The 24,888-nt window shown below is 30.8% G+C and carries 33 protein-coding genes; 16 read left to right on the plus strand and 17 right to left on the minus strand.

What is annotated here, in order from left to right; genetic code table 11:
* Nucleotides 1-20 precede the first annotated feature (20 nt).
* Nucleotides 21-359, plus strand: coding sequence for a hypothetical protein (locus EU96_RS08150; RefSeq protein ID WP_032525792.1), 339 nt, complete (start codon nucleotides 21-23; stop codon nucleotides 357-359).
* 34 nt (nucleotides 360-393) lie between these two features.
* Nucleotides 394-624, plus strand: coding sequence for a hypothetical protein (locus EU96_RS08145; protein ID WP_032525793.1), 231 nt, complete (start codon nucleotides 394-396; stop codon nucleotides 622-624).
* On the opposite strand, the gene EU96_RS10115 is transcribed toward EU96_RS08145, so the two are convergent.
* A complete protein-coding gene (locus EU96_RS10115; protein WP_193741289.1) occupies nucleotides 602-778 on the minus strand; it encodes a hypothetical protein in 177 nt (58 codons plus the stop codon). The two genes, EU96_RS08145 and EU96_RS10115, sit on opposite strands and share 23 nt — an antisense overlap.
* 71 nt (nucleotides 779-849) lie before the next feature.
* Here EU96_RS10115 and EU96_RS08140 point away from each other — a divergent pair, with 71 nt between their 5' ends.
* A complete protein-coding gene (locus EU96_RS08140) occupies nucleotides 850-2,472 on the plus strand; it encodes an ABC-F family ATP-binding cassette domain-containing protein (RefSeq protein WP_032525794.1) in 1,623 nt (540 codons plus the stop codon).
* Between the two features lie 300 nt (nucleotides 2,473-2,772).
* Here the strand turns inward: EU96_RS08140 and EU96_RS08135 are convergent, their stop codons facing one another.
* Nucleotides 2,773-3,924: a trypsin-like peptidase domain-containing protein gene (locus EU96_RS08135; RefSeq protein WP_032525851.1), complete on the minus strand. Its 1,152-nt coding sequence runs from the start codon at nucleotides 3,922-3,924 to the stop codon at nucleotides 2,773-2,775.
* Between the two features lie 145 nt (nucleotides 3,925-4,069).
* On the opposite strand from EU96_RS08135, the gene EU96_RS0108925 reads away from it, so the two are divergent.
* From EU96_RS0108925 to EU96_RS08125, 3 genes are all read left to right on the plus strand, one after another.
* Nucleotides 4,070-4,333 (plus strand): DUF2973 domain-containing protein, encoded by a 264-nt coding sequence (locus tag EU96_RS0108925; protein ID WP_032525795.1) that lies wholly within the window; start codon nucleotides 4,070-4,072, stop codon nucleotides 4,331-4,333.
* A gap of 27 nt (nucleotides 4,334-4,360) precedes the next feature.
* Complete coding sequence (locus EU96_RS08130; protein ID WP_032525796.1) at nucleotides 4,361-4,744, plus strand: hypothetical protein; 384 nt, start codon at nucleotides 4,361-4,363, stop codon at nucleotides 4,742-4,744.
* A 65-nt stretch (nucleotides 4,745-4,809) separates the two neighbouring features.
* A complete protein-coding gene (locus tag EU96_RS08125) occupies nucleotides 4,810-4,956 on the plus strand; it encodes a hypothetical protein (protein ID WP_032525797.1) in 147 nt (48 codons plus the stop codon).
* 4 nt (nucleotides 4,957-4,960) lie between these two features.
* Here the strand turns inward: EU96_RS08125 and EU96_RS08120 are convergent, their stop codons facing one another.
* The 5 genes from EU96_RS08120 to EU96_RS08100 all read right to left on the minus strand — a co-directional run bounded on the left by EU96_RS08120 (nucleotide 4,961) and on the right by EU96_RS08100 (nucleotide 9,948).
* Nucleotides 4,961-5,302, minus strand: a complete 342-nt coding sequence (locus tag EU96_RS08120) for a hypothetical protein (protein WP_032525799.1) — start codon at nucleotides 5,300-5,302, stop codon at nucleotides 4,961-4,963.
* A 1-nt stretch (nucleotide 5,303) separates the two neighbouring features.
* Complete coding sequence (locus tag EU96_RS08115; RefSeq protein ID WP_032525800.1) at nucleotides 5,304-6,224, minus strand: YihY/virulence factor BrkB family protein; 921 nt, start codon at nucleotides 6,222-6,224, stop codon at nucleotides 5,304-5,306.
* 88 nt (nucleotides 6,225-6,312) lie between these two features.
* Entirely contained in the window at nucleotides 6,313-7,113 is an 801-nt protein-coding gene (locus EU96_RS08110) for an inositol monophosphatase family protein (protein WP_032525801.1), read from the minus strand.
* Entirely contained in the window at nucleotides 7,110-8,543 is a 1,434-nt protein-coding gene (locus EU96_RS08105; protein WP_032525802.1) for a TolC family protein, read from the minus strand. Before EU96_RS08105 ends, EU96_RS08110 begins: the two co-directional genes overlap by 4 nt.
* Complete coding sequence (locus tag EU96_RS08100) at nucleotides 8,536-9,948, minus strand: TIGR03279 family radical SAM protein (RefSeq protein WP_032525804.1); 1,413 nt, start codon at nucleotides 9,946-9,948, stop codon at nucleotides 8,536-8,538. Before EU96_RS08100 ends, EU96_RS08105 begins: the two co-directional genes overlap by 8 nt.
* 187 nt (nucleotides 9,949-10,135) lie before the next feature.
* Between EU96_RS08100 and EU96_RS08095 the strand changes: the two genes are divergently transcribed.
* Together EU96_RS08095 and nadB are read left to right on the plus strand one after the other, a co-directional pair.
* Nucleotides 10,136-10,903 (plus strand): DUF3120 domain-containing protein, encoded by a 768-nt coding sequence (locus EU96_RS08095; RefSeq protein WP_032525805.1) that lies wholly within the window; start codon nucleotides 10,136-10,138, stop codon nucleotides 10,901-10,903.
* The gene (nadB, locus tag EU96_RS08090) at nucleotides 10,903-12,570 is read left to right on the plus strand and encodes an L-aspartate oxidase (RefSeq protein ID WP_032525807.1); all 1,668 of its coding nucleotides are present in this window, start codon (nucleotides 10,903-10,905) and stop codon (nucleotides 12,568-12,570) included. Before EU96_RS08095 ends, nadB begins: the two co-directional genes overlap by 1 nt.
* On the opposite strand, the gene EU96_RS0108930 is transcribed toward nadB, so the two are convergent.
* Nucleotides 12,560-13,495 (minus strand): vitamin K epoxide reductase family protein, encoded by a 936-nt coding sequence (locus tag EU96_RS0108930; protein ID WP_032525808.1) that lies wholly within the window; start codon nucleotides 13,493-13,495, stop codon nucleotides 12,560-12,562. The two genes, nadB and EU96_RS0108930, sit on opposite strands and share 11 nt — an antisense overlap.
* Before the next feature lie 99 nt (nucleotides 13,496-13,594).
* On the opposite strand from EU96_RS0108930, the gene rimO reads away from it, so the two are divergent.
* Nucleotides 13,595-14,959: a 30S ribosomal protein S12 methylthiotransferase RimO gene (gene rimO / locus EU96_RS08085; protein ID WP_032525809.1), complete on the plus strand. Its 1,365-nt coding sequence runs from the start codon at nucleotides 13,595-13,597 to the stop codon at nucleotides 14,957-14,959.
* Nucleotides 14,960-14,964: 5 nt separating this feature from the next.
* Here rimO and petL read toward each other — a convergent pair whose 3' ends face one another.
* The 5 genes from petL to EU96_RS08065 form a co-directional block, all read right to left on the minus strand.
* Nucleotides 14,965-15,057: a cytochrome b6-f complex subunit PetL gene (petL, locus tag EU96_RS0108935; protein ID WP_032525810.1), complete on the minus strand. Its 93-nt coding sequence runs from the start codon at nucleotides 15,055-15,057 to the stop codon at nucleotides 14,965-14,967.
* 64 nt (nucleotides 15,058-15,121) lie between these two features.
* Nucleotides 15,122-15,508 (minus strand): DUF4346 domain-containing protein, encoded by a 387-nt coding sequence (locus EU96_RS08080; protein ID WP_032525811.1) that lies wholly within the window; start codon nucleotides 15,506-15,508, stop codon nucleotides 15,122-15,124.
* A 60-nt stretch (nucleotides 15,509-15,568) separates the two neighbouring features.
* Entirely contained in the window at nucleotides 15,569-16,723 is a 1,155-nt protein-coding gene (locus tag EU96_RS08075) for a peptidogalycan biosysnthesis protein (RefSeq protein WP_032525812.1), read from the minus strand.
* A 17-nt stretch (nucleotides 16,724-16,740) separates the two neighbouring features.
* On the minus strand, nucleotides 16,741-17,391 hold the full coding sequence (locus EU96_RS08070) for a dihydrofolate reductase family protein (RefSeq protein ID WP_032525813.1): 651 nt from the start codon (nucleotides 17,389-17,391) through the stop codon (nucleotides 16,741-16,743).
* Nucleotides 17,388-18,314: a 6-pyruvoyl trahydropterin synthase family protein gene (locus EU96_RS08065; RefSeq protein ID WP_032525814.1), complete on the minus strand. Its 927-nt coding sequence runs from the start codon at nucleotides 18,312-18,314 to the stop codon at nucleotides 17,388-17,390. The genes EU96_RS08070 and EU96_RS08065 overlap by 4 nt, the downstream gene beginning before the upstream one ends.
* Nucleotides 18,315-18,364: 50 nt before the next feature.
* Here EU96_RS08065 and EU96_RS08060 point away from each other — a divergent pair, with 50 nt between their 5' ends.
* Entirely contained in the window at nucleotides 18,365-18,922 is a 558-nt protein-coding gene (locus EU96_RS08060; protein WP_032525815.1) for a shikimate kinase, read from the plus strand.
* On the opposite strand, the gene EU96_RS08055 is transcribed toward EU96_RS08060, so the two are convergent.
* Entirely contained in the window at nucleotides 18,919-19,176 is a 258-nt protein-coding gene (locus EU96_RS08055) for a chlororespiratory reduction protein 7 (RefSeq protein WP_032525816.1), read from the minus strand. The two genes, EU96_RS08060 and EU96_RS08055, sit on opposite strands and share 4 nt — an antisense overlap.
* A gap of 1 nt (nucleotide 19,177) precedes the next feature.
* Between EU96_RS08055 and EU96_RS08050 the strand changes: the two genes are divergently transcribed.
* Nucleotides 19,178-19,891 (plus strand): DUF6816 family protein, encoded by a 714-nt coding sequence (locus EU96_RS08050; protein ID WP_080735236.1) that lies wholly within the window; start codon nucleotides 19,178-19,180, stop codon nucleotides 19,889-19,891.
* On the opposite strand, the gene EU96_RS08045 is transcribed toward EU96_RS08050, so the two are convergent.
* A complete protein-coding gene (locus EU96_RS08045) occupies nucleotides 19,872-20,597 on the minus strand; it encodes a glutathione S-transferase family protein (protein WP_032525818.1) in 726 nt (241 codons plus the stop codon). The genes EU96_RS08050 and EU96_RS08045 overlap by 20 nt on opposite strands.
* 54 nt (nucleotides 20,598-20,651) lie before the next feature.
* Here EU96_RS08045 and EU96_RS09700 point away from each other — a divergent pair, with 54 nt between their 5' ends.
* From EU96_RS09700 to EU96_RS08030, 3 genes are read left to right on the plus strand one after another with little or no spacing between them, the layout of a single operon-like run.
* Nucleotides 20,652-20,861, plus strand: coding sequence for a DUF751 family protein (locus EU96_RS09700; protein WP_072014679.1), 210 nt, complete (start codon nucleotides 20,652-20,654; stop codon nucleotides 20,859-20,861).
* Nucleotides 20,861-21,256 (plus strand): 30S ribosome-binding factor RbfA, encoded by a 396-nt coding sequence (gene rbfA, locus EU96_RS08035; RefSeq protein WP_032525820.1) that lies wholly within the window; start codon nucleotides 20,861-20,863, stop codon nucleotides 21,254-21,256. Before EU96_RS09700 ends, rbfA begins: the two co-directional genes overlap by 1 nt.
* Nucleotides 21,243-22,040, plus strand: a complete 798-nt coding sequence (locus EU96_RS08030; protein ID WP_032525821.1) for a uroporphyrinogen-III synthase — start codon at nucleotides 21,243-21,245, stop codon at nucleotides 22,038-22,040. Before rbfA ends, EU96_RS08030 begins: the two co-directional genes overlap by 14 nt.
* Here the strand turns inward: EU96_RS08030 and EU96_RS08025 are convergent.
* Nucleotides 22,033-22,503 carry an SRPBCC family protein gene (locus EU96_RS08025; protein WP_032525822.1) on the minus strand — a complete coding sequence of 157 codons (471 nt, stop codon included), beginning with the start codon at nucleotides 22,501-22,503 and terminating at the stop codon, nucleotides 22,033-22,035. The genes EU96_RS08030 and EU96_RS08025 overlap by 8 nt on opposite strands.
* 3 nt (nucleotides 22,504-22,506) lie before the next feature.
* Nucleotides 22,507-23,961, minus strand: a complete 1,455-nt coding sequence (zds, locus tag EU96_RS08020) for a 9,9'-di-cis-zeta-carotene desaturase (protein ID WP_032525823.1) — start codon at nucleotides 23,959-23,961, stop codon at nucleotides 22,507-22,509.
* A gap of 98 nt (nucleotides 23,962-24,059) precedes the next feature.
* Between zds and EU96_RS08015 the strand changes: the two genes are divergently transcribed.
* Nucleotides 24,060-24,452, plus strand: coding sequence for a HesB/IscA family protein (locus EU96_RS08015; protein ID WP_032525824.1), 393 nt, complete (start codon nucleotides 24,060-24,062; stop codon nucleotides 24,450-24,452).
* 6 nt (nucleotides 24,453-24,458) lie between these two features.
* On the plus strand, nucleotides 24,459-24,887 hold the full coding sequence (locus tag EU96_RS08010; RefSeq protein WP_032525825.1) for a tetratricopeptide repeat protein: 429 nt from the start codon (nucleotides 24,459-24,461) through the stop codon (nucleotides 24,885-24,887).
* Nucleotide 24,888 lies beyond the last annotated feature (1 nt).

The raw sequence follows: 24,888 nt of genomic DNA on the forward strand, positions 1-24,888 counted from the left end.
TTAATTGTTTTTATTGCCTCATGAAAAATTCAAGAAAACTTGATTCACCTAAAAGTTCGATTATTGATAAAAAGAAAAAAAGATTATTTCATTCTGATTCTTCCGAGAATGAAAATAGTGATGTTTTGGTATCAGCTGTAATTAGTCCATATTTGTTAACTCATCTGCACCATATTCTTCAACAATCTGAGTATTCGGCGCAAAAAGATGGTAGAAAATCTCATGCAGCAAATTTTGCGAAATTAAGAAAGGTTTTATGTTTAGACGCAAGAAGTATGGCAGATGCATCAGCAAAAGAAATTAAAGAGACAGATAATGATTTATCTATTAAGAAATATAATGAACAAAAGGTAGCTTGAAGTAATAATCTATTAATAAATAGATTTTAAAAAAATGTCTAGTAATGCTGAAAAGCTCTATAAGTTGATAGCAAACGACTCCAAAAAGAAACAAAGTTTGTTTATGACAGCTTTGACGAATCCAAAAAAAGCTTTAGATAAAATATGCGATATTGGCAACGAGTTAAATATTTCTGTGACTAAAGAGGAGGTTATTGAATATTTGAGTACTATTGACGATGAGGCAACTAAAATGTGGTTAGTTAAGGCTCGAGGAGGTCTTTAGGAAAAGGTTTTGAATAATTACTGTCTTGATTTGTCATTGGCTTTAATCTTTTATTGTAGCCACCGCCGCCAGCTAAAGTCCAAAAAAACCAATAACTTGGTATTGCCAGACCTGCAGCTATGAAAATTACTACAATTTGTTCTATTCTTTTCATAAGTTAATCTTATTCCACAAAATATTTTTAGTAAATAAGTCCTTGATTTTGTAAATTCTATCTTTATAACAGTGATTAGACTTGAAGGTGTAAGCAAGATTTATTCTACAGATGTTGTTTTAAAAAATATTAGTTGGGAGATTAAGAAAGGAGAAAAAGTGGGATTAGTTGGTTCAAATGGTGCTGGAAAGTCGACCCAATTTAAGATTTTAATTGGAGAGGAAGATCAAACAAGTGGAACGATCATTAAAGAGGGAAATCCTAAAATTGTCCATCTCAAACAGGAGTTAGATTGTAATTTGAATCTCTCAGTGAGAGAGGAATTAGAAAGTTCTTTTAAAGATATACAAATTGTTTCCATTGAACTTTCAGAAATTGAGAATAAAATGAAATCTTTGGATATAAAAAAGAATGCCTATGAATTCGAAACTTTAGTACATCAACTTGCAAAATATCAAGCAAAATTTGAGGCTTTAGGTGGTTATAAAATGCAATCTGATGTAGAAAAAATATTACCAAAATTAGGCTTTTCTATCCAAGATGCTGATAAATTAGTTGGAAATTTTTCAGGTGGTTGGCAAATGAAAATTGCACTTGGAAAAATAATCTTACAAAATCCTGATTTACTTTTACTAGATGAACCTACCAACCATCTAGATTTGGATACTATTTTCTGGTTGGAAGAATATTTATCTTCCCTTAAGATTGCAATTATTATTATTAGTCATGACAGATATTTTTTAGATAAATTATGTAAGAAAATAATTTTTATAGATAGAGGAACATCTGAAATATATAATGGTAACTATTCTTTTTTTGTGGAACAGAAGTCTTTAAATGAAGAATCACAAAATAAAGCATATCAATTGCAGCAAAAAGAAATTGAAATCCAGAAGAAGTATATAGATAGATTTAGAGCTAGTGCAACTAGAAGTTCACAAGCAAAGAGTCGAGAAAAACAATTAAAAAAGATTTCTAAAATTGAACTACCAATTGCAAAATCAAAAAGTCCTACTTTTAACTTTCCAGATTCTCCTCGTTCAGGAAAATCAGTTCTGAACATCAAAAATTTGTCTCATAGTTATGGGGATAAAATTCTTTTTTTTGATGTTAATTTGAAGGTTGCTGCGGGGGATAAAATTGCGATACTAGGTCCTAATGGTTGCGGAAAATCTACATTGCTAAAGATAATCATGAAAATAATTTCTCCTGAAATTGGAGAAATTATTTTGGGTAAACATAATATAATTACTAGCTATTACGAACAGAACCAGGCTGAAGCACTTTCTCTTGATGAAAAGGTTATTGATTTAATTTATAATAAATCCCCAGAATGGTCACAAAAAAAAGTAAGAACATTTTTAGGAGGTTTTGGTTTCCAAAATGAAACTGTTTTTAAATTTATTAAACAACTTAGTGGAGGAGAAAAAGCAAGATTAGCATTGGCTCTTATGATTATGAATCCAAGTAATTTTCTTCTACTGGATGAACCAACCAATCATTTGGATCTGCAGTCTAAAGAAAATCTAGAATTAGCAATTAAGAACTATAAAGGTACATTGTTAATAATTTCTCATGATCGATATTTTATTTCGCAAGTTGCAAATAGAATTATTGAAATTAAAGATTCAAAGTTATTTTCATATAATGGAAATTATGAATATTTTTTAGAAAAAAATAAAAAGGAAAAATAATTAGTATTTACTAAATAATAATTTTTAGAAAAATTTTTGATTTCTTTTAATAAAGTTTACATTTAGCTAGGCAAGATAACCTATTTTTATTTACATATTTTACCTTCCTTGCTTAATCTTAAAAATATAAGAATAAGTTTTAATAATTCATATGAAAGATTATGATTTCTCAGAAAAACAGTTTCATATTTCGGATCCTATTGAAAGTTATTTTGAATGCATTTCAACCTGTGATATGAAAAATAGTAATTGTATTTCTAGGTGTGTGGAAATACTTAAACAGAATGGCGTTTGAAACTTTTAGTTATTATATATATTAGTAATATCAGTTGGTGTTACTTTTAAACGAATAAATTTATTTCTACGCTGTAATAATATATTTATTTGTTTTTTAATACCATTTTTACTTATCTGGCTTATAACGTCTGAAGCTTTTTTAATATCTTTATTACCCACTTTGATGATTATGTCATTGACTTTGATTCCACTCCTTTCGGCGGGACTATTTGGTACTACATAACCAACTTTTACGGCATTATTATTTGTTTTAAAATCCCTATCATCTATTAGGCTTATACCAATCATAGGATGCATTACTTTTCCATTATTGATAAGTTGATAGGAAATTTCCTTAGCTTTATTAATTGGGATTGCGAAACTTAAACCCGCTCCTGGACCTGATCTTATCAAGGTATTAATACCAATTACTTCTCCATTGCTATTTAGTAGTGGACCTCCAGAATTTCCAGGATTGATAGCAGCGTCTGTTTGAATAAGCTCAAGTTTTTTATCGTATATGCCTAATTGAGTCACGTTTCTTTTTAGATTACTGATAATACCAAGCGTAACTGTGTTCTCCAATCCAAATGGATTCCCAACTGCGATTGCCCAATCACCAACTTTAATTTTTGTTGAATCGCCCAATTTTGCTTTTGGCCAAGGTCCTTTTCCTTCAATCTTAAGTACAGCTATATCAGTAAAAAAGTCTTGCCCTATAAGTTTTGCTTTTAATTTTTTGCCGTTGGTTAAACCAACAATTACCTTATCCGATCCATTTACAACATGAGCATTAGTCATTACAAGTCCGTCTGCGAATATAAATCCACTCCCTTGGTTTTGCTCTATCCTTGGCTGATTATCGTTAGGTAAATCTAATCCAAAAAATCTTTCAAAGTATGGGTCGATAAATAGTTGAGAATTTCTTGGAAATTTTCTTGTTTTGACGTATTTTTGAGTATCAATTGTCACAACAGATGAACCGGCTTTTTCTACAGCTTTAGTTATGAAAGATTTGTTTGAATAAATATTAACTTCATTAAGTTTTTTTGTAGTTAATGGTTGGGATATTACATTTGATGGACATAAAATACCCATCGCAATAAATGAGGAGAGTAATAATTGATTATGTTTGTAAATTTTCAATTTTGATTTTTTTATTTTTTTCGAATCCATTAAATACACATTATTTGTGTAGTTTTACTATAACTACTAAAAAAAATTAATCTTGTTAAGAGAAAAATTTATTAACTTGAAATAGCTAATTTTCTTTTTTTCAGGCTATGATACTAATCATAGATCTAATTAATTTATAAGTTTGATGTCTTTTTTATTTCCAATTATATATTCTGCGGCTTTGACCTATTTAGTGTGGAAAGCTTTTAAAGTGATGTCCAATGGTTGGGGCATATCAGGGACAGAACAAAAACGTTTCAATAAATCTAACTTTCAACAAAAAAAGTACACAATACATCCAGAACTCTTAGATAAATCAGGAAACATAACTGAAGAGGAATTATTAACAGTAAGATTTTCAAATGATAATGACCCAACCCTAGAAGAAAAGGGTTCAACAACTGATTAATCGAATTTAAAATCTAAGGTAAAAAAATTGGAATTAAGAACAAAAATTGTCTCAGCAGTCATAAGATCCCTTAAGTTACCACCAAGGTTTCGATTGAAAATGGTTAAAGAAGATCCTGTAAGGCTTGAACTAAGCCTTACTCCTTCTTATGGCAAAAATCCAATTATTGTTGGTTTAGTAGAATCTTTAGACTTAGTCGCTCGCAGAGATAGAGAAGGTAGATTGCCCAGAGATCTGCAAGGAACTTGGGATTGGACTGTAAGACATGGAAAAGTAAGTACTGGAGGCTGGAATCCTATGTTAAAGGAAGCCTTGCAAACAATGTTTGATACTGGATTGCCAGCAATTGTATATGAGGAATTAACTGGAGATGAGTATCGACCTGTTGATGGTGTTAGACATATTAAATAATTAATTATTTATCATAAATTCTTCCTTAAAACGTTAAAATGGGAGATATGAAAATATAGTTAATTATGAACGATGAAAAACAACCGAGATTTGGATTTGTAAATTTTGCTGAAACCTGGAATGGTCGTATGGCAATGATGGGCATTTTAATTGGTCTTAGTACTGAATTAATTACTGGACAAAGTATCCTTAGACAAATTGGAATAGGTTAAGTCCTCATTTAATTTCTTCTGCCTTAACTTCTATAGTACTTTCACTCGGTTTTTTATTAAATTGATTTCTTATACTAATATCCTTTAAATCTGCACCACAATTCATGCAGGTATCACTTAATCCTAAGGATATTGCACCACAATTATTACATGTACTGGATTTTGACTTGTAAAAGTTAAATCCTATAAAAACTAAAAGTAATAATAAAAGAGGAATAAGAAATAAAAGGAGTAGGATGTTACCTAGAAAGCTTATTAAAAAGTTAATCCCAAAAATAGGAATTACTATAAGTATGATCAATGAATATGAAAGAAGAGTTTTATTTACTTTAAGAAAATAATTCATACTACATATTAGTTCTTTTTCTTCTTATCTTTACTAAAGTCATACTAGCAATAACTACACTCCAGCACTGTCCAAAATATAAAATCACACCTAAAAGCCAAACCCATAAAGTAAGTACAAGAAAGCCTCCAATAAAACCATATGCTTGAAATCTTGCGCCAAGCGAAAGAATACTTTTACTTACTGCTAAATTTAAGGTTGTTAGACCAATCCCAATCAGAATAGATCCAGGCAATAGTGGTCTTAGAGGAACTTTTCTACTTGGCAAGAGAGCTTGTAATAGAAGAGCCATTAAAGAGAAGCCAATTAGTGGAATTGCAAATTGACCAACTTGTAAAAGAGGTAACTTTAGAAATAAATCAGAAATTAAATTATTAGATTTTGAGAGATTTTCTAAGACGTTACTTGGTATCATTCTAAGATTTGCACTAATTTGATCTAATACCATTAAAAATCCTATAAAGAATACTACTAAAAAAGCTTCAACTCTATTCCGGAGAAACCTTGAAGCTTGCTCTCTCCAAGCAGAATTTACTCTTTTGGAAGGAAGTTCATCCTCCCATAGCCTATCTGAACCTCTTTGGAGAGATAAATATGCATTTCCTGCTGTAAATAGTAAAAACATAGCTCCTAGAATCCCTGCTCCAAAACCTTGATCAATCAATTTAAATAATGTTGTTTCTACTAATTCAACTACTGAAGGAGGTAAAATTTGGGCTGCAATAGAAATGATTTCTTGATCTAGGCCCTCTTGTTTGCCCAGGAACCATGATGCTATTGAAAGAGAAATTAGAAGAATAGGAAAAAATGATTGAAGTGTGTAGTAAGCAAATGCAGCACTTAGATCAATGCAATCAGATTTGCTCCATCTTTCACAAGCTCCCCACAAACTCTTCAGTATCCAGGTTGAACTTCGTTGCATATTAATTTTCTTCAAATATTTATCTCATATATTTTTTTATTGTATCTAATTAAGAAATTTTTCAAGCAATTATTTATTTATGATGCAACTATTTTTCCAGTAACAAATTACCCCATGGCTTTAAGATTTCAATTTTTTCTGTTGATCTACAAGCAATTAATGGAAAATTAACATCGCTCAAGTTTTGTCCTATAACTAAATTTAAAGGATCGGTTTCTAACCACTTTATAGAACAATTGAGTTCTTCTAATAAAAGCCAGGCAGCTGCAATATCCCATATCTTTGGGGTTGATTCTATTGCTCCGAAAGTTTGTCCCATCGCCACACTCGTTAGATTTAAACTCGATACACCTAGGAGTCTGATTTTGCCAGGAAATATTGAGTTTGGTTTTTTTTGCAGAATTTTTATAGATCTACTACATAAAGAGACGCATTCACTTTTGTGATTATTGTGGTTAGGCACAAGTTTTTGGTTATTTAACCAAACACCTTTACCTTTAATGGATACAAACTTTTTTTTCAATGTAGGGATTATTAAAAAAGAAGATTGAGGTTTGCCATCAACAAACCTTGCAACTGATATAGACCAGTATGGAATACCTGCAGCAAAATTTGTTGTCCCATCCAGTGGATCAACTACCCAATATGCTTTAGTATTAGGAATTGACTTACCACCTTCTTCACTAAGGACTCCCTCATCTGGAGCTATTGAAGCTAGACCATCTACAATTGTTTTATCACTCCATAAGTCACAACTTGTTATTAATGATCCGTCTGCTTTATTGCTAGCACTAATATTGCCAAAATCTTTTATTTGTCGTTGACTAACTAATTCAAATAGAGAATCTAATTCACTTAGTTGCTTATTGGTTAAATTTGTTGGATTCATTTTGAAATATTGCAAATAGATTCGCTATCTTTAGTTTTATTATTATTGTTATCTGTACAATTTTTACTTATTTCAAGAAAAGTTAATCTTTCTAATTCATCTAAATTTAAATTGTAACTATATAGAGCATTAATATTTTTTGATTTTGCATTACTTAATTCACTTTGCCTTACAAGTACATCTTTTAGAGTTGATATTCCAACATCATATCTAAGCCTGGAAAGCCTTACAGACTCTTGACTAGATTCAATTTCTTTAAGAGACGAAATAATTCTCTCTTCATTCAATCTGAGATTCAAATATGCTTTGCTAATATTTGTGGTCAAAACATTTTTTAGATTTTTATAAGTATATTCATCAGATTCTGCATCTGCTATTTTTGATTTGTAAGAGTTTTTATTCTGTCCACCATTAAAAATTCTCCATCCAAAATTTAAACTTATTGTATTTGTATAGTTAGATCCAGATTCTTCAGAGTCAATATTAGGGGAAAGAGAGTCGCCCTTAGAAAATGTACTTGCGAAAGTGTTGCTGATATAAATATTTGGCTTATTTTGAGATAAAAAACTTTTTGCCTGATTCTTTTTAACAGATTGTTGAAGTAGGAGGTTTTTCAAAGAAAGATTTTTATCTAAACCTTCATTAATATTTTTATTCAGTCTATGATTCCAGAAACCTGTTAGATTTTGTTCTTTATTAATTTCGAAATCTCCCTTTATGTTAAGAATCTCTTTGAGAGAAATTTTATTAATTTTATGGTCTATTTTTTTTTCGTTAAGAGATAGTTTATCCCGAGATAATTGAGCTTCTGCTTCAAGAACTTCAAATTTTGTACCAATTCCAGCATCTAACTTCGCTATAGCATTATCTAAACTTGTAGTTGATAAATTAACTGTAAATTTTTTATTTTGAATATCTTGATATGATTTTTGGTATTTGTGATACCTTATTCTGGCTTCTTGAATTAAATCTTTTTTCTTAATCTCATAATTATTTTCTGCAATTTTGTAATTTTCTCTGGCAATTTTAATTTCGAATCCTCTAAGGGGGTCAATTAAATCCCATTTAATATTTAGAGATGGATTAGCCGTAAATTGTGAAGTTTTTAAAGTCGCTGAATTGCTATTGTTATTTTTACCTGCGACATATTTGGGCAACCCATTGGCTTGAAAATCTAAAGATGGGTATCTTTGAGCAATTTGACTAGAAAGATTAAAGCTTGCAGAGGTAACTAAATTTTGTAATGATCTTAACTCGTGACTATTTAAGACAATTTTTTCTATGTCTTGATAACTAATAAAAGGCTTATTTGATTTTTCTTCTAAAACTTTATCTATAAATCCTTGTTTTTCGTTGGCTTTTATTTCTAGAAAGTTACTAAATATTGAAAGAGGCAAAAATAAGATTGCATTTATTACTTTTTTAAGCATTTTTTATACTATTTGTTTTATTAGATTTGCCAATTAAAGTACTTATAATATCATTAGAATCATCAAGAACGTGAATTTGGGTATTCAATAGATTTTCTACTTCTTTAATATTTTTGTCATCTAAAAACAAATCAGTATTAATTTTTAACATGATTGATGGTATGTAGATACCCTCTCCCAAATCCTTATTTTGCAGTCCATAAATTAGATCTTCTCCAGTTAGAAGTCCAGTAACCACTTGCTCTTGTCCCCAATAAATGCTTGGTAAGCCGTACAAATTAATTGTCAACCCATCAATCAAGTTTAATTTCTCAACTGTAGGAATGAGGGCTTCATAAACTAATTTACCAACAATCCAACTGACTTTTTTTGGCTTTTTTACTGTTTGGGGTAGATTTTTAGTCTTTTCACTTAATGTTTTTAGAAAGCTTCTAATTGAGCCAACTCCATTAGATTCTTGCGGCATATTCTCGTAGGTTTTGTAACTAGGTAAAGTTTTACCTGCTATTAAATACCATTCGTCTGCTAGCCAACAAAAACGAGTCCCATGACTCTTTTGTAAACAAGCTTGAATCCTTTCTACTTGTTTAATGGTTTTTATTGCATATTCCGAGCTTATAGATTTTAATCCATCATTTTCAGGTCTAAATTTTGTAAGTCCTACAGGAACTATCGCAACTGAAAGTACTGTTTGAGAAGTTTTTTTGTAGAAGTCTGCAAGTTCCAAAATTGATTTCTCAAGAATTTTCCCATCATTTATATCTGGGCATACGACAATTTGAGCATGTATTTGTATAGAGTTTTTTTCAAACCAGGAGATTTGATCAAGAATTATTCCCGCATTTTTATTTTTTAATAATTTTTCTCGAGTATCTGGATCAGTAGCATGAACAGAAATAAAAAGAGGAGATAGTTTTTGCCTAGAAATTCTTTCCCAATCTTCTTTTTTTAAATTTGTAAGGGTTAGATAAGAACCATAAAGGAAACTTAATCTATAATCATCATCTTTTACGTAAAGACTTTTCCTTTTACCTTTTGGTTGTTGATCTATAAAACAAAATGGACATCTATTATTGCATTGCTTGATTGAATCAAATAATGCATCTTTAAAATTAATACCTAAATTTACGTCTTGATCTTTTTCAATACTTATATTGTGAATTTCATGATTTTTATCTAAAACTGATATGTTTAAAAATTCTTCACTAATGAGAATCTGATAATCAATTAAATCTCTTGGTTTTTTTCCATTAATACTAATTATTGAATCACCTGATTCAAATCCTATTTCTTCAGCAATCGAATTAGCTTCGATACTTTCAATTTCTGCAGGATTTATTTTATAAGCAATATTAGGAACCATAAGATCGTTAGAATCTTGTTTGTAATTAATTTCTTGCCACACAATTAAATTCCAGATATTAGTCTTTATATTTATTTTAAACTCATAAATGACTCAAAGTGTATTAAATACTTTTAAAATACTCAATAATATTGTGAAATTAAGGGCCCTTGATTTATTAAAATAATAAATTAGCAGTTTTTAAAAACACGATTTCAATTAATTAAAATAAACCAATAAATTTTTTCCATTGAAAGAATTAATTACAAAAAATTTAGATGTGAAAGATAGCTTCAACTATGAATTGAAAAAAAAAGTCGATTCATATGAAAGTACTTTTTTATCAAGGCCAATTTCTTTAAGATTGTGGTCTTCTTTTTTTGTAATTTTACCTATATTTATTCAAGCTCCTTGGGTCAGATTTCAACCAATTAGTGCTCTTTGTTTTACTGTTATAATCCTCTTGGGAGCATTTGTTTTATACAAAAAACCATCAAATAAATGGTTTATTGTCAGTTCATTATTACTTGGCGTATCTGGGAGTTGGCTTGGTGGATGTTTATTCTGGGGATGGTTAAGTCCATATCCTATCCTGCACATTCCTGTGGAAGCTGTAGTTCTTCCATTTGCTTTAATTGGCCTTGGTACTAATTGGAAAATAGGTTCTAGTTTTTATATCTCTTCTTTGTTTGGAACTGCAGTTACTGACATTACAATATTTTTGATCGGAATAATGGATCAATGGAGGCAGGTCATCACAGCAGATTCTGAAACTGCTCCTCTAATTCTTCAAAAAACATCAGAGAATCTTATTCAAATAAAATCCTTATCTATTATTGTTTTTGTTGCACTTATACTTTGGTTTATATCAAAAGAAATTTTTGATTCTGCGACTATTAATACCACTAATGGTAAAGCACTATTGGTCTCTAGTTATGTAATTCAAACGACATTAATTGTTGATGGTATTTTTATTTTTCTAGCAATTCTGCAACCAACATTTAGTGGATTGGTTTAATGCTTAGGCCTCCATTTTCGCAAGAACCAATCCCGATAAATAATTGGGATGTAATCGTTATAGGTGCTGGAGCTGCAGGACTTATGACTTGCCTTGAATTACCCGCTAATTTAAAAGTGCTTCTTTTAAATAGAAACACTAGCAAGGTATCTTCTAGTAGATGGGCTCAAGGAGGTATAGCATCTGTTATTAGGGAAGATGATTCATTCGATCTTCATGCTGATGATACTTTAAAAGCAGGGGATGGACTATGTGATTTCCAAGCTGTCGAAATGCTAGTTAAAGAAGCCCCAGGTTGCGTGGATAGGTTGCAGAATTTAGGCATGATTTTTGATCAAAGTTCTGATCAACTAGCTACTACTTTAGAAGCAGCTCATTCTCGAAGAAGAGTCTTGCATGTAAAAGATCGTACTGGTAGAGCATTAGTTGAAGTTCTAGAAGATCATGTTGAAAATAAAAAAAATATTCTTCACTGTAGGGGTGTAAGAGTAACTGAACTTCTTATTGAAAATGAAGAATGTAAAGGAGTTAAGGTTCTTGATGGAGCGAATTTATATTGGATTCAATCGAGAGCGGTTGTTTTGGCTACAGGTGGAGGTGGTCATTTATTTACTAACACAACTAATCCTGCTCAATCCTCTGGAGAAGGAATTGCTCTTGCATGGAAAGCAGGGGCTGCTATTGAAGATTTAGAATTTGTTCAATTTCATCCAACCGCTTTAAAATTTTATGGTGCTCCTTGTTTCTTAATATCTGAGGCACTTAGAGGAGAAGGAGCTATTTTAGTTGATAAAAATGGTGAAAGCCCAGTTAAAAATCTTAAAAATCGTGATTTAGCTACTAGAGATCAGGTAAGTAGAGCAATTATGAAGAATATGCATGAAAATAATGTAGATCATGTTGGCTTAGATCTTAGGTATATTGATCCCGAAAAAATTGTAGAGCGTTTTCCCACTATCTTAAGTAGATGTCAGGATTATGGGGTTAATCCTTTAAATGAGGTTATTCCTGTAGCTCCTGCAGCTCACTACTGGATGGGAGGTGTAAAAACTGACTTAAGTGCATCTTCTACAAGAAAAGGATTATATGCTGTAGGAGAAGTTGCATCAACTGGAGTTCATGGTGCTAATAGATTGGCAAGTAATTCACTGATGGAATGCCTTGTTTTTGCGAGGAAAATGTCTTCAATTGTTTTGAATGATCCTCCTAAATTTATAAAATTAGATAAATCATTTCAAGAGTTAGATATTGAAGATCCGAAAGAAGATCAAATTTCTAAAATTGCAGAAAAAATTGATGATTTAAGAAAACTATGCTGGTTAAATTTAGGTGTATCTCGAAAGAAGGAAAAGATGAGAAAATTTCTTGATAATATTCAAGATGAAATGGCTCAATTACATAAAAATGCTTTATTAAATAGTCTTGAAAACATAAAATTTGATCAAAGAATTAAACTTAGTGAACCAAATAGGAGGGTACTGAACCTTTTGCTTGATTTAAAGAATAGACAAATAACAACTAAAACTTTATTAAACGCTTGTCTATTTAGAGAAGAAAGTAGAGGAGGGCATTTTAGAGATGATTTTCCAGATAAAGATCAAAATTGGGAATGCCATACTAGACAGCAGTTAGATCAAAAAATTCATAAAAGATTGATTAAAAATTAGAATTTCCTTGATATCCAGTCTTTATTGCCAATTCATTCAAGTCGCGCGTACCACTAATTATTTCTCCATTTATTTCCCAAGAAGGAAATCCACTAATTCCTTTAGATTGGCATAGCTCATAATCATTATTTTTACCATCTTCAGCACATTCAACTACTGCTAATTCTTTAACTGCCTCTCTACCAAATAGTTGTTTCTGATCGTGGCAATGAGGGCACCAATACGCGCTATACATAATAATATTGTTTTCTTTTAAAAATTTTGCAAATTCGATTTTCTGGGGAGAACTAGAAGTTGTAATTATTGGTGATACATTTTCAGTGGGACGTTGAATATCAATAGCATTTGAAGGGTCAACATTAGTTGACCAAATTAGGCCTCCTAGCAGGACACTTATGGCTACAATAAAACCCCTAAAAATCATAGATTCTCTACTTTCAAACTTTGCTCCAATCATAGAGATTATAAAGATAGAAAACGATATAATTGCTGAAAGTATACAAAAAAAACAATATGCTTGAATCTTTAAAAACATTATATTGATTAACAAAAAGCTAAATGAAGAGGAAGCACATGAAATTAGAAATATTAACCACCAGAAAAACTTATTTAGCTTTTCTTTTGGAGAAATTAAATTGATTGAAAGTATTATTGTGAGAACTAATATTGATAAATACGTTATAAATCCAGCTAATGAGAGAGGAATATTAACTTGATTATTTTCAAATAAAGTACCCCAAGGACTATTTAAAACTGTTTCACAACCATTTTGTATCCCAGGGCATGAAAGCGACGTAAATAATCCCCAGTTTTTTAAAGTAATCGAACCTGTGTCAACTATGCCTATAGTGCTAAGAATTGCGATTATGATTTTTGGCCATTTCAACTCTTTATGAGTTCTACTTTTAAAAGCTTTAAGCGCCATAAAAAATGTAAGTTTGTTATTTACATGATCTATCCTAATATTATCTTGGCATGAGAGTTGCGTACGAAATGCTGTTAAAATTTTTTAATTTTTAAATTTGTGAAACAAAATAATCAAAATGTTAAAGAAAAAAAACTATCTAAGATTGCATTCAGTCATGTTGGTTGCGAGAAAAATCTTGTTGATACTGAACATATGCAAGGCTTATTAGATAAAGAGGGTTATGAAGTTGACAGCAATATAAATGATGCAAATGTTGTTGTTGTAAATACTTGCAGTTTTATTGAAACAGCTAGAGAAGAATCTATTAGAAAAATTCTAGAATATACAAATCAAGGAAAGGAAGTAATAGTTGCAGGCTGTATGGCTCAGCATTTTAAAGATGAACTTCTAAAAGAAATCCCTGAAATAAAAGGTTTGGTTGGAACAGGAGATTATCAAAAGATAGCCAAGGTTTTAGACAGAGTAGAAAAAGGGGAAATTGTTAATGAAGTTTCAAAAATACCCGAATTTATTGCAGATGAGGAAATACCTCGTTTTGTAGATAAAAACAAATTTGTTGCTTATCTTCGTATTGCTGAAGGCTGCAACTATAATTGCGCTTTTTGTATTATTCCTAAGTTGAGAGGTCCTCAAAGAAGTAGAACAATAGAATCTATAGTTTCAGAAGCTAAAAGTCTTGCAAAGCAGGGTATTCAAGAAATAATACTAATTAGTCAAATAACAACTAATTATGGACAAGATATTTATGGAAAACCCTCATTAGCCAAACTTTTGCATGAGCTTTCAAAAGTTCAAATTCCTTGGATAAGGATACATTATGCTTATCCAACTGGTTTAACTGATGAAGTTATTAAAGCTTTCAAAGATGCAAAAAATATAGTACCTTATTTTGATTTGCCACTTCAGCATAGTCATCCAGATGTGTTGAAGAGTATGAATAGACCTTGGCAAGCTTCTTTGAATGAATCAATTTTGGAGAAAATTAGAGAAGAAATTCCATCTGCTGTATTAAGAACTAGTCTCATTGTTGGATTCCCAGGAGAAAAAAAAGAACATTTTGCACATCTTCTCGAATTTTTGGATAGGCACAAATTTGATCATGTGGGAGTGTTTATTTTTTCTCCTGAGGAAGGAACTGTAGCTTTTGATTTGCCTAATAAAGTATCCCCAGAGGTTGCAGAGGCAAGAAAAGATAACGTTATTTCAGTTCAACAAAATATCTCTAAAGATAAAAATCAGTCATATGTTGGTTCCAAAATGAAGATTTTGGTAGAAAAAATATCAGATAATAACGAATTAATAGGTAGGTCCTACAATTTTGCGCCTGAAATTGACGGAAATGTGATTTTATCTATTAATGCTAATAATGATTTGAAAAATTATATTGGTAAATTTGTTGAAGCAAATATTTCTTTTGCGGATGAATATGATTTGTATGGAGAGACTATTGAAATTTTGTAGTTTTTTTAAATTAATTTAACTGCTCTTAAGATCTTATCTAATGCGAAAGCAGCTCCAAAACCAAAACCAATAAATGCAAAATAGAAAATGATGTTCATTAATTTTTTTATTTTTATTTAATTTAACATCAGATGAAAAGATTAGATTGTTTCGTTTAATTTCTTAATCTTGGATATATGGTAATTTTTTGTATAAACATTCTTCTGCTTTTTGTAGTTCCCTGCCTAAATATAGAGCATGATCGAATCTGGTTATTAAGTCATTTCTTTCTTCAGTGATCAATATCCCAAGTTGTTTGGCACTAATACCTTCAAAAACTTCATTACTAACTCTTTTATTTTGAGAGTCGCATTTAATTGGTTCATTTGTTTCTGGGTCAAGCGCATATCCTTCATCATTAATATTATTTAGAAAGTGCTCTAAAATGATTTTATTTTGTTCTAAATCTACTTTTATAATAAAATAACCGTTTGGATCTAAGTCTATATATCGGTTGGATAGATTATTATCAATCTTTATTTTTTTATAGAAACTTTTACTAGAATCCATTCTTAGAAGTTAATAAAAACTATATTAATAATATAATCTTTGGTAAAACCAAATAATTGTTTATTTAAAGGGTATAGATTTATTTTCCAAATCAATTTCCATCTCGGTTTGTTTATTAACTTCATTTAGCCAAGGATAAATTATATTTTCCATATTTTTGTCAAACCACTTATGCAAGCTAATGGTGCTTTTTGCAAAAAACCCCCTCCGCCTTTTATGTTTACCGCCCGCTCCAGGATCAAACAAATGAATACTATTTTTTATTGCCCATTCAATTGGCTGGTAGTAGCATAATTCAAAATGTAAATTTGATATTTCTTCTTCACTACCCCAATATCTACCCCATAAGTTGTTTTTATTCTTAACGCACATTGACATAGCAAAAATATCATTTGAATTATTTTTTGATGCGCTAAAAAGTAAAAGATTTTTTTTATTATCAACAATTTTTTCGAAAAATGTAGATGTTAGATATTTACTTCCCCAAACCCCCCACCTCGAACAATGCTGTTCATAAAAATTATGCATTTTTTTGAGGATTTCTTGGTTGATATTAGCTTCATTAAAAATTTCTACTTTAATATCTTGTTTAGTAATTGAGTTCCTCTCTTTTTTTATATTTTTTCTCTGATTAGAGTTAAATCTAGAAAGAAAATCATCAAAAGTTTTTTCTCCATTACTCCTCCATTCACTGCTGGAATTTATCCATTCATGGTATCCCAAAGATTTAAGATGGTTGCCCCAGCTTTCATCAATATACAAAAAATTACAACTTAAAATTTTGTTTGTAATCGCAAAACTTTCGATATGGTTTATCAGTAAATTTGTAATTTCTTTCTTATCTTTATTTTTTTTATAAAGAAATTGATATCCATTGACAGGACTATAAGGACTCATTCCAATTAATTTAGGGTAATAATTTAAATTAAGCTCTTGAGCCAATCTTGCAAATGACTGATCAAAAATGAATTCTCCATAGCTATGATTTTTTAAAAAAAGTGGAGCAATTCCTAATATTTCTTCATTGTTATAAGCAACAAAATATAGAGGCTGCCAACCAGTTTCTCTTGAAACACTTTTTGATATTTCAAGGTTTTTAAGCCAGGTCCATTCATAAAATGGATTATTGATTTCATTTGCTAATTCATTCCATATTTCCTTGGAGATTTCCTTAATTGACAATCTGACTTCAACTTTATGTATTTTTTGGTTCATTGATTATTGAATCTATTTCAAATTTTTTTGTAATGAACGTGGATTTCATTATTCATTAAATTTTTAATTGATTTAATTTCCCATAGTCTTTTGAGATTAAAAATTTCGTTTGATTGTTCAGGGGGTATCCATGTATATTTACCTCCAATAATTTTTGGAATTATTGTAATTTTTATATCGGTTATTAGATCCTCTTTTATAAATGAATTTATAAGCTTTCCACCTCCTAAAAGAGCTAGATCATTGATCCCTTGATTTTTGAGTGAAATTAAAGTTTTTCCCCATGAATTTTCAAAAAAGAGTTGTTTCTCAAAGTCATTATTTGACGAATTATCAAATTTATTTGAGCTAATTAGCCATCTTCTAATTGGTTGTCGAAAGTATTCCCAATTCCTGTCAAATTTATTGCTATTTGAAGCAAGTATAGAAATTGGTTGGCTTTTTGAAATTTTTGCTTCGTTAGTCTCGCAGCGATTTTTAATTAGGTAAGTTGATTTATGAGCTATTAAAGTACCTAAACCAAAAATGGTGGCATCAACCATTGATAAGTTTTGATTTAACATTTTTTTATCTTCTTCGCTTCCAAGATGCGATTCTCCACCTCCAGGAAATGCAATTCTTCCATCAAGACTAGATGCTATAACAATTATTACTCTTGGGATACTCAAGTTTGTGTGACTAAACTATTTTCAAATTTCAGCTTCAATGAATTGGTTAACTTTTGATCAACATAAATTTCTGCAGCATTATTTGGGCTCTCTTGGAGTCTTATTTTGTGTAATGTTGCACCTAGTTTACGTATTGGTTTTTTAAGAATATCAGAAATATATAAAGCTATATTTTCAGCAGTTGGAACGCAATTATGGAAAAATTCGATGTCTTTATTTAGAAAAGTATGATCTAGTTGTTCAACAACCAAATCATTAATTATCTCTTGGAGGGCAGATAAGTCGCAAACCATTCCTGTTCTTTTATCAATGTCTCCTTTTACAGTTATATCGACAAGATAGTTATGACCATGTCCATTAACTCTGGCACATTTTCCATAGATTTTTTTATTTTCATCAAAGGATATCTCTTCTTTTGCAAGTCTATGAGCGGCTGCAAAATGAGTTTGAACTGTTAAAAATGCTTCCATGTTTTTTCCAAAATAATCTGCCCATAAATTTGGGTTTTCATAAAGCCTAAGACTTGTAAGAGGTAAATCATCCTTTAGACGACTCCAAATGACCTTTACTAATGCTTCAGTTGTGGGAAGTATACCCTCTTGATTATTAACATTAAATTCAGGCCAGACATCATTTAAAAAACGAAAATCTAATTGTCCAGTAACCTTATTTTTAATAGAGTGTTTTACAACAGAGAGATTAAGTACCATTCCATCAGAGTCTAGTTCTCCACCCATTGAAACAATAAGTTCATAATTATGACCATGACCTGGAGCAATACTGCACTTTCCAAAAAGAGATAAATTTTCTTCTGGGCTTTTTTCAGGAAGCCAATAACGGTGACTAGAACTAAAGCAGGCACGTCGAGTTATGACGCATTCACGTCCTTTTCCATGTAATGGTTTGGATTGTGTAGAAGTCATATCTGTCTGCGATAATACTATCTTAAGGTTTTAAATACGCTTTTGTCTTTATGGAACAATCCATTATCGAAAAAACAGTTCATATTATCAAGGGCAGAAGCATATTTTTAATAGGAATGATGGGTTCTGGTAAGTCACAAACTGGTTTGAAGCTTGCTGAATTATTGAAGTATAAATACATTGATTTAGATTCATTGATAGAGAAGTTGGCAAAAAAATCTATCAATCAAATTTTTAATGATGAAGGAGAAGATAATTTCCGTGAATTAGAAGCAAACTGCCTAAAAGAAACTATCAAGATTCCTTCATTAGTAATCTCAACTGGGGGTGGAATAGTTACCAAATTGGAAAACTGGGGAATCTTAAGACAGGGAATAATTGCGTGGATAGATCTAGACAAAGATATAGCAATTGAAAGATTGAAAAATGAAATTGAAAACAGGCCACTACTTCAGGGAAAGAATATCAATGATTTGTATATGAGCATTTTTCAATCTAGAGAAAATTTGTATTCTCAAGCAGATTTAAGAATTCAGGTAAAAAGGGAAAATATTGAAGAAGTTGCTATGAAAATAATCAATGCGATTCATAAAGAAATAATTAGTTAATCTGGTTCAATTCTCACTGCAAACCATTTAATAACATAACCTAATTTTATTTCTAATTCATAAGTGCTTTCCAAGAATTCTTCAAAAAATTCTTGATCAGGATCTTCTATATTTTGATATATTGTTTGTGTTTCTGTCTTACTAAGCCAATTCTTCAACCATAAAATTGCTTCTTGCTTTGATACAATTTTTTCTTTTGAATCTGGCTCTAATAATACATAATGATCTGATGCTCTTATTATTGGATTTGACATAATGAAAATTCTTTTTGGATTAATTCTTTGCTTGACTTTTCAAGGAATTTTTTTAGAAAGTTCTTTTGCTCTATTAGATTTTAATTTACGAGATTTTTTGGAAAATCGTGTAAATCAATGGCCAGAATTATATTTGCCAGATTTTAAATTATCTGATACTTCTAAAGATTTAATTTATCCTAAATGGTTCGAGGGGAATTGGCTTGTTACCTCTCAAGATATAATTAATGATTCAGAAGAGCCAGTTATTTATAAAGTAAATTTCTTTAACAATGATTCAGATTTAATTGTTGGTAATCGTGCAAAAAATTCTGAATCTATTGGAAAAGCAATATTTGGTGACACCTTAATCAAGGTTGTAAATGATCCTAAATCTATTAATAATCAAATTACTTATTTAAAAGATGATTTTTATATTGAATCAAGAATTAAAGGGAGAAATCAGATCCAAGATGATGATATTTTTTTTGCAGATGAGCTAGTTATACAAACAGCGCATAAGCCAGGTGCTTCAAGGATTAATCAGGTAGAGACAATTAGTAAATTTCAAAAATGTTCTGAAGAAATATTGGAAGTTAATAATTCAATCAAACCATCAATTTGTGGAGTGCAATATGTTGCTTCTTATGGTTCAAAAGTTGGTGATCCTTCTATCCATGCTATTAAAACTAATAAATATCAATTGACTTTTGAATTTATTGAGAGTGAGCACTAAAAAGATATTCTTCTAAATTGTTCCTCCATATGAAAAGATTTTCTAGATAAGGGTTATTGATGTATTCTTGACTGCCCTCTCCTGAAAGAATTGGCCCCGCAGACTTTGGGAATTTAAGAAGGGATAATTGAGCTGCAATTGAAATATCTGCTATTGATAAACTACCTCCAACTAAATATTTTTTGTTGATCAAGGATTTTGATAACGCTTCCAGTAATTTTTGGAGCTCTAAATTATCTTTAGAAGACAAAACTACATTAGAGATTTTACTAAGATTTTCAAAAGGTAATTTATCAACAATACTTTTAACTGAAGAAGGTATTTCATCCGGAAGTAATGCAGTTCTTAGCTGTGGATTCTCTATCGCAGATTTTATTAAAGCTTTTCTACAAGTTGTAGCCATTGTAGTATCTGCCCAGTCTTCAATTAATTTGCATTGCGCAAATAACATTGGTTCTTCAGGAAAGAGTGGATTATTATCATTTTTTTTATCTATATATTCGCAAATAGTTGAAGAGTCATTAATAATTTGATCATTACTATCGACTATTACAGGGACTTGTTTTTGACCTGATAATTTGAAGATTTCAAATTGACCTATTCCAGGTGTTACTTCTTCAACTCGATATTGTAGTTTTTTTGCATGAAGAGCCATTCTTGTTTTTAAACAAAAAGCACTATGCCTAAATTGATATAATGTAATCATGCTGTTTAATGTTTGTTAAAACTTAGCTAAAAAAGTAATCTATTTGTGGAGCTAATGGGCGAATTTTTCTCTAATGTTGCAAGATATCCCAAGTATTTAATATCTATTATTATTGGGGGACTTGTTGCACTGCTCGAACCTTTTTTCAAGAATCGATCAAATCCACTGACAATAGTAGGTTTAATATCTTCTGTTTTAAGTGCTTTCATAACTGTTTATTTTGTCTTGCAGGCGATGACAAATCCATTAAATATACAATCATAATGCCAAATAATTACCGTCTTGCAAAAGTTTCTTCTCTTTTGAAAAAAGAAATAACCCTTATCTTGCAAAATGATTTGGAAAGTGATCTTGTTAGAGATCATTTCGTAAATATTTCCAAGATTGATTTATCAGGTGATTTGCAATACTGTAAAATTTACATCACTTCTACTGCTCAAGAGACAGTGAAGAAAGAAATTGTGGAAAATTTGAATAGCGCTAAAAGCTCTATTAGGCATAATTTAGGAAAAAGAATAGAGATGAGGAGAGTTCCAGACATAATTTTTAAAGACGATATAGTTCTTGATAAAGGATTATCAGTCTTGAAACTTCTTGATGAAATAAAAAATAGCAACCAAGACAATAATAATGTTGAGGATAAGGATGCCAATAGTTGATCTACCTCTTGATCAAAGAAATATAATTATTACGCGATCAATAGAGGGGATAAAAGATATTAAAAAAATATTCACAAGCAAGGGAGCTAATATATATGAATTCCCTGCAATAAGTATTGGCGATCCTGATAATTTAAATCCTCTTGACGAAGCACTAAATCAAATAAATGATTTTCATTGGATTATTTTTTCTAGCAGTAATGGGATTAAATTTGTAGATAAGAGGCTTAAATATTTTAATAGTTCGTTAAAAGAGTGTTCTAAAAAAACAAAAATTGCCGTAGTCGGAGAAAAAACTGCAATAACTCTTGATGATTTTGGTATCAAGGCTGATTTCATCCCTCCAGAATTTGTTGCCGAAAGTTTAATTGATAATTTCCCAATATCTGGATATGGACTTAGAGTCTTTGTTCCAAGAGTCCAAACAGGTGGTAGGGATCTAATTTCAGATCAATTTAGAAAGGCTGGTTCGCAGGTATTTGATGTTGCTGCATATGAAACTAGATGTCCTGAGGCAATTCCTGCAGATACAATTGATCTTATTTCTAATAAAAAAGCCGATGCAATTATTTTCTCAAGCGGTAAAACCGTTTCAAATTCTGCTTTTTTATTAGAAAAAGCACTTGGTAAAGAATGGTTAAAATATTTTGATAAAACCAAATTGTTAACTATTGGTCCTCAAACAACAAAAATATGCAAAAAGACTTTTGGAAGAGTTGATAGTCAGGCACAAAAATATACTTTTGAAGGACTGCTAGATGTAGCAATTAAAATTTTTAGTTAGACAAATCTTTTGTATAATTTTTTTCAACCAAATCTCTAAACCTATCAATATTCGCTTGTAATTCGTTTGTAACCATTTTGCCTAAAATATTTTCTTCCATAAATCGAGCAATCATTTTAGGGAGCTCATATGTTATTGATAAATTTACTGATGTGATTTTGTCACTTTTGCTTTCAAAAACTACTGATCCCTCTGTTGGTAAACCTCCTATAGATTTCCATTTAAGTTTACTTTTGTCGATCCTTTCCGTAATTTGAGCTTTCCATTTAAACCTAAAACCATTTGCAGCTAATGTCCATTCTGTTAAATCTGGTAATTTTGTGGTTTCTTCATCTACTGTTTTTACAGACTCTATCCAGCTCATCCAAAGTGACATTGAGTCTAAATCACTCCATGTATTCCAAACATTTTCAAGAGGTGCATTAACTACTGTTATTACGTCATGTTTTAGCCAAGTACCCATAAGTTAACTAACTGCCAGATTTTTTGCTAATTCGGCTTTCTTCTCTAAAATTGCCGCCGCAGCTAAATGACCACTCATTGTAGCTCCTTCCATAGAGTCTATATAATCTTGTTTAGTATAACTACCAGCCATAAAGAAATTAGATATGGATGTTTTTTGATCAGGTCTAAAAGGTTCCATACCGGGAGATTCTCTATATAGTGATTGTGGAATTTGTACTACGTTACTCCAAAGCAATTTAAGGTTTTCTGAAGATGGGAATAGCCGGCGGACTTCTTTATCTATTTCTTTTGTAATTCTTTCTGTAGATCTTCCCATCCATCTATCACCAGGAGTTAAAACACATTGAAGTAGTGATCCCATATCTTTTTTTCTATAGTCTGCTGGACTTGCTAGTGCTAAATCCGCAAAACAACTGAAAGAAGCATCAGCAGAATATAGAAGGTTATCAAGCCCAGTGGGCGAGTTTCCAGTATTATCTTTTTGTAATTCGGTAACCCAACCGTCGTATCTTAATTGGATTGTGGCTACTGCAACAGCTCTTAGCTTTTTTAAACCTGCAAATTCTTTAAATTGATACCATTCTTTTGGGATTATTTTTTTAATTCCAGGAACATCACAGGCAGCTAGAAATTTATCTGCAATCACTGTCTTAGTTCCTTCAGGAGAAGATATTTTTAATTGATTAACTGAATAAGAGGAAGATTCCTTTTCATAAATAATTTCTTCTACCTTATGGTTTAGATGGATTTTAGCCCCTTTGTTTGTGATGTAGTCGACAATAGGTTGTGTTAACCACTTATGAGGAGAACCTTTTAAAAGATTAAGTTTTGAGGCTTCTGTTTTTGAAGCAAACATCATGAAGATAGTTAGCATACATCTTGCTGAAATATCTTTGCAATTGATAAAACCCAAAGCATATGCAATAGGATCCCACATTCTTTCTAAACTTTTTTCACTTCCACCATGATTTAAAAACCATTCTTTAAAACTAATTCTATCTAGATCTCTAATTATTTTCATTGCACCTTCATAGTCTATTAATCCTCTAACAATTGGACTTGTCCCTAAAGCTAGAGCATTTCTGAACTTGTCTACCCAAGTAAGTTGTTCAGTTGTAAAAAAAGCTTTTAGTCCATTAAATGGAGCACCTAAGGGGAATCTGAAATCTAAAGATTTCAAATTGCCACCATTATTTATAAAGAGATGAGTATGATCTTTCGGGAGTAAATTATCAAAAGCTCCCACTTTTTTCATTAATTTAAATAGATTGGCATAATTATAAAAAAATACATGTAATCCCATTTCTATGTGATTGCCATCCTTATCTTCCCAACTGCCGACTTTACCTCCCCAAAAAGACCTACTCTCATAAATTTCTACTTCGTGGCCGTTTTCAACTAAATTGACCGCGGCTGTAAGACCAGCTAATCCAGAACCGACTATTGCAATTTTCACTTTTTTCTAAATTATAACAAATCAAGTTTGGATAATGTTTGTTCTATGCAACCAATCAATTAAGTTTTTATATTATAAATAGTAGGAGATCTTTGTTTATGGAAAATGTAGAATTTAAACAGGAAATTAAGAATTCTGATGATGGTAAAGGTATCTTAATTACTAATAATGCTATCGAGCAAATTTCAAATTTATTAAAAGGACAAATTGACAAGAAAGCTCTAAGGGTTGGGGTAAGATCAGGAGGCTGCAGTGGGATGAGTTATACAATGGATTTTATAGGAAGTAATCAAATAAATCCCGATGATAAAGTTTATGATTATTCATTGAATTCTGATCAAAGCTTTCAAGTTGTTTGCGATCCTAAAAGTCTTATATACATATACGGAATGCAATTAGATTTTAGTAAGGAATTAATAGGCGGTGGGTTTAATTTTGTAAACCCTAATGCTTCGCAAACTTGCGGTTGTGGAAGCTCCTTTGCAGTTTAAATAATAATGAATAACGAAATTAATCCCATTGAAGAGGATTTCAATGCAGCTCTATCAAGATATAAGGCTGGGCAAGATTTAATTCCTATAGTCCAAGATTTTCAAAAGATTATACAGCAAATACCAAATCACTTTGCTGCCTGGACTTGTCTATCATGGCTTCAATTACTCTTGAAAAATAATGAAGAAGCTTTGGCAGCTGCCAGACAAGCTGTTCGATTAAATCAGCAAGATCCGCAAGCAAGAATGAATTTGTCTTTAGCTCTTTTGGCTACCAATAATAAAGGTGTTAGGGATCATATTGAGTTAATAAAAAAAATGTCTATGATGATGCCAGATGTTAAAAGTGAGTTGAAAGAATCGGTTGAAGACGGATTTATTAGATATCCAGATTGGCCTGAATTAACCAAAGTCAAAAAATGGTTGGATTTTTAAA

It is taken from the genome of Prochlorococcus marinus str. MIT 9302, assembly GCF_000759975.1.
GTDB classification, from domain to species: Bacteria; Cyanobacteriota; Cyanobacteriia; order PCC-6307; family Cyanobiaceae; genus Prochlorococcus_A; species Prochlorococcus_A marinus_M.

What these genes read in the sequence shown, in the direction of transcription:
- EU96_RS10115 (WP_193741289.1), bottom strand. Translation starts at nt 778, where the DNA reads ATGAAAAGAATAGAACAAATTGTAGTAATTTTCATAGCTGCAGGTCTG.
- EU96_RS08135 (WP_032525851.1), bottom strand. Translation starts at nt 3,924, where the DNA reads ATGGATTCGAAAAAAATAAAAAAATCAAAATTGAAAATTTACAAACAT.
- EU96_RS08055 (WP_032525816.1), bottom strand. Translation starts at nt 19,176, where the DNA reads ATGTCAAATCCAATAATAAGAGCATCAGATCATTATGTATTATTAGAG.
- EU96_RS08125 (WP_032525797.1), top strand. Translation starts at nt 4,810, where the DNA reads ATGAACGATGAAAAACAACCGAGATTTGGATTTGTAAATTTTGCTGAA.
- EU96_RS08150 (WP_032525792.1), top strand. Translation starts at nt 21, where the DNA reads ATGAAAAATTCAAGAAAACTTGATTCACCTAAAAGTTCGATTATTGAT.
- EU96_RS08015 (WP_032525824.1), top strand. Translation starts at nt 24,060, where the DNA reads ATGGAAAATGTAGAATTTAAACAGGAAATTAAGAATTCTGATGATGGT.
- rbfA (WP_032525820.1), top strand. Translation starts at nt 20,861, where the DNA reads ATGCCAAATAATTACCGTCTTGCAAAAGTTTCTTCTCTTTTGAAAAAA.
- EU96_RS08120 (WP_032525799.1), bottom strand. Translation starts at nt 5,302, where the DNA reads ATGAATTATTTTCTTAAAGTAAATAAAACTCTTCTTTCATATTCATTG.
- EU96_RS0108925 (WP_032525795.1), top strand. Translation starts at nt 4,070, where the DNA reads ATGTCTTTTTTATTTCCAATTATATATTCTGCGGCTTTGACCTATTTA.
- nadB (WP_032525807.1), top strand. Translation starts at nt 10,903, where the DNA reads ATGCTTAGGCCTCCATTTTCGCAAGAACCAATCCCGATAAATAATTGG.
- EU96_RS08010 (WP_032525825.1), top strand. Translation starts at nt 24,459, where the DNA reads ATGAATAACGAAATTAATCCCATTGAAGAGGATTTCAATGCAGCTCTA.
- EU96_RS08145 (WP_032525793.1), top strand. Translation starts at nt 394, where the DNA reads ATGTCTAGTAATGCTGAAAAGCTCTATAAGTTGATAGCAAACGACTCC.
- EU96_RS08080 (WP_032525811.1), bottom strand. Translation starts at nt 15,508, where the DNA reads ATGGATTCTAGTAAAAGTTTCTATAAAAAAATAAAGATTGATAATAAT.
- EU96_RS08105 (WP_032525802.1), bottom strand. Translation starts at nt 8,543, where the DNA reads ATGCTTAAAAAAGTAATAAATGCAATCTTATTTTTGCCTCTTTCAATA.
- petL (WP_032525810.1), bottom strand. Translation starts at nt 15,057, where the DNA reads ATGAACATCATTTTCTATTTTGCATTTATTGGTTTTGGTTTTGGAGCT.
- EU96_RS09700 (WP_072014679.1), top strand. Translation starts at nt 20,652, where the DNA reads ATGGGCGAATTTTTCTCTAATGTTGCAAGATATCCCAAGTATTTAATA.
- EU96_RS08110 (WP_032525801.1), bottom strand. Translation starts at nt 7,113, where the DNA reads ATGAATCCAACAAATTTAACCAATAAGCAACTAAGTGAATTAGATTCT.
- EU96_RS08025 (WP_032525822.1), bottom strand. Translation starts at nt 22,503, where the DNA reads ATGGGTACTTGGCTAAAACATGACGTAATAACAGTAGTTAATGCACCT.
- EU96_RS08065 (WP_032525814.1), bottom strand. Translation starts at nt 18,314, where the DNA reads ATGACTTCTACACAATCCAAACCATTACATGGAAAAGGACGTGAATGC.
- EU96_RS08115 (WP_032525800.1), bottom strand. Translation starts at nt 6,224, where the DNA reads ATGCAACGAAGTTCAACCTGGATACTGAAGAGTTTGTGGGGAGCTTGT.
- EU96_RS08060 (WP_032525815.1), top strand. Translation starts at nt 18,365, where the DNA reads ATGGAACAATCCATTATCGAAAAAACAGTTCATATTATCAAGGGCAGA.
- EU96_RS0108930 (WP_032525808.1), bottom strand. Translation starts at nt 13,495, where the DNA reads ATGGCGCTTAAAGCTTTTAAAAGTAGAACTCATAAAGAGTTGAAATGG.
- EU96_RS08050 (WP_080735236.1), top strand. Translation starts at nt 19,178, where the DNA reads ATGAAAATTCTTTTTGGATTAATTCTTTGCTTGACTTTTCAAGGAATT.
- EU96_RS08045 (WP_032525818.1), bottom strand. Translation starts at nt 20,597, where the DNA reads ATGATTACATTATATCAATTTAGGCATAGTGCTTTTTGTTTAAAAACA.
- EU96_RS08075 (WP_032525812.1), bottom strand. Translation starts at nt 16,723, where the DNA reads ATGAACCAAAAAATACATAAAGTTGAAGTCAGATTGTCAATTAAGGAA.
- EU96_RS08030 (WP_032525821.1), top strand. Translation starts at nt 21,243, where the DNA reads ATGCCAATAGTTGATCTACCTCTTGATCAAAGAAATATAATTATTACG.